The sequence below is a fragment of the Citrobacter sp. Awk 4 genome (assembly GCF_028069725.1).
GTDB lineage: Bacteria > Pseudomonadota > Gammaproteobacteria > Enterobacterales > Enterobacteriaceae > Citrobacter_D.
Genome location: NZ_JANEWG010000115.1, coordinates 1 through 2,081, shown reverse-complemented (window position 1 = coordinate 2,081; position 2,081 = coordinate 1). Strand labels below are relative to the sequence as shown.

The window sequence follows — 2,081 nt, the reverse complement described above, 5'->3', positions numbered from 1 at the left end:
TCCGCCTACATGCTTAAACCGGGACAACCGTCGCCCGGCCAACATAGCCTTCTCCGTCCCCCCTTCGCAGTAACACCAAGTACAGGAATATTAACCTGTTTCCCATCGACTACGCCTTTCGGCCTCGCCTTAGGGGTCGACTCACCCTGCCCCGATTAACGTTGGACAGGAACCCTTGGTCTTCCGGCGAGCGGGCTTTTCACCCGCTTTATCGTTACTTATGTCAGCATTCGCACTTCTGATACCTCCAGCATGCCTCACAGCACACCTTCAACGGCTTACAGAACGCTCCCCTACCCAACAACACCTAAGTGTCGCTGCCGCAGCTTCGGTGCATGGTTTAGCCCCGTTACATCTTCCGCGCAGGCCGACTCGACCAGTGAGCTATTACGCTTTCTTTAAATGATGGCTGCTTCTAAGCCAACATCCTGGCTGTCTGTGCCTTCCCACATCGTTTCCCACTTAACCATGACTTTGGGACCTTAGCTGGCGGTCTGGGTTGTTTCCCTCTTCACGACGGACGTTAGCACCCGCCGTGTGTCTCCCGTGATAACATTCTTCGGTATTCGCAGTTTGCATCGGGTTGGTAAGTCGGGATGACCCCCTAGCCGAAACAGTGCTCTACCCCCGAAGATGAGTTCACGAGGCGCTACCTAAATAGCTTTCGGGGAGAACCAGCTATCTCCCGGTTTGATTGGCCTTTCACCCCCAGCCACAAGTCATCCGCTAATTTTTCAACATTAGTCGGTTCGGTCCTCCAGTTAGTGTTACCCAACCTTCAACCTGCCCATGGCTAGATCACCGGGTTTCGGGTCTATACCCTGCAACTTAACGCCCAGTTAAGACTCGGTTTCCCTTCGGCTCCCCTATTCGGTTAACCTTGCTACAGAATATAAGTCGCTGACCCATTATACAAAAGGTACGCAGTCACCCCATAAAAGAGGCTCCCACTGCTTGTACGTACACGGTTTCAGGTTCTTTTTCACTCCCCTCGCCGGGGTTCTTTTCGCCTTTCCCTCACGGTACTGGTTCACTATCGGTCAGTCAGGAGTATTTAGCCTTGGAGGATGGTCCCCCCATATTCAGACAGGATACCACGTGTCCCGCCCTACTCTTCGAGTTCACAACACATGCACTTTTGTGTACGGGGCTGTCACCCTGTATCGCCGGACTTTCCAGACCGTTCCACTACCACACATGCTGATTCAGACTCTGGGCTGCTCCCCGTTCGCTCGCCGCTACTGGGGGAATCTCGGTTGATTTCTTTTCCTCGGGGTACTTAGATGTTTCAGTTCCCCCGGTTCGCTTCATTACGCTATGTATTCACGTAATGATAGTGTGTCGAAACACACTGGGTTTCCCCATTCGGAAATCGCCGGTTATAACGGTTCATATCACCTTACCGACGCTTATCGCAGATTAGCACGTCCTTCATCGCCTCTGACTGCCAGGGCATCCACCGTGTACGCTTAGTCGCTTAACCTCACAACCCGAAGATGTTTCGTAAAACACCGCCGTTTCGTGAAAATTTGAGAGACTCGAACACACCCTTTTTCATTTCTTATTACGGAGAAATGAAACAGTGTGTCGTTTCAATTTTCAGCTTGATCCAGATTTTTAAAGAGCAAAACTTCGCAGTGAACCTTTTCAGGTACACTCTGAAGTTTTCTTGGGTTGTTGCAGTAAGTAATGGTGGAGCTATGCGGGATCGAACCGCAGACCTCCTGCGTGCAAAGCAGGCGCTCTCCCAGCTGAGCTATAGCCCCATTGTCGTCATCTCATTCACCTTAATCCGTCCTGAAACAAAATGCGGTATCAGAAGGAATTTGGTAGGCCTGAGTGGACTTGAACCACCGACCTCACCCTTATCAGGGGTGCGCTCTAACCACCTGAGCTACAAGCCTGCAGAGATTTCTTACTGCTAATTTTCATCAGACAATCTGTGTGAGCACTGCAAAGGCAGGTTCTTTAAGGTAAGGAGGTGATCCAACCGCAGGTTCCCCTACGGTTACCTTGTTACGACTTCACCCCAGTCATGAATCACAAAGTGGTAAGCGCCCTCCCGAAGGTTAAGCTACCTA

General features: G+C 51.2%; 2 tRNA genes and 2 rRNA genes. All 4 read right to left on the bottom strand.

Annotated elements, in window-relative coordinates:
• A 23S ribosomal RNA gene (locus NNO04_RS22350) occupies window positions 1-1,483 on the bottom strand; the annotation flags it as partial.
• 207 nt (window positions 1,484-1,690) lie between these two features.
• Window positions 1,691-1,766, bottom strand: a tRNA-Ala gene (locus NNO04_RS22345).
• 61 nt (window positions 1,767-1,827) lie between these two features.
• Window positions 1,828-1,904 (bottom strand) — tRNA-Ile (locus tag NNO04_RS22340).
• 70 nt (window positions 1,905-1,974) lie between these two features.
• Window positions 1,975-2,081 (bottom strand): 16S ribosomal RNA (locus NNO04_RS22335); the annotation flags it as partial.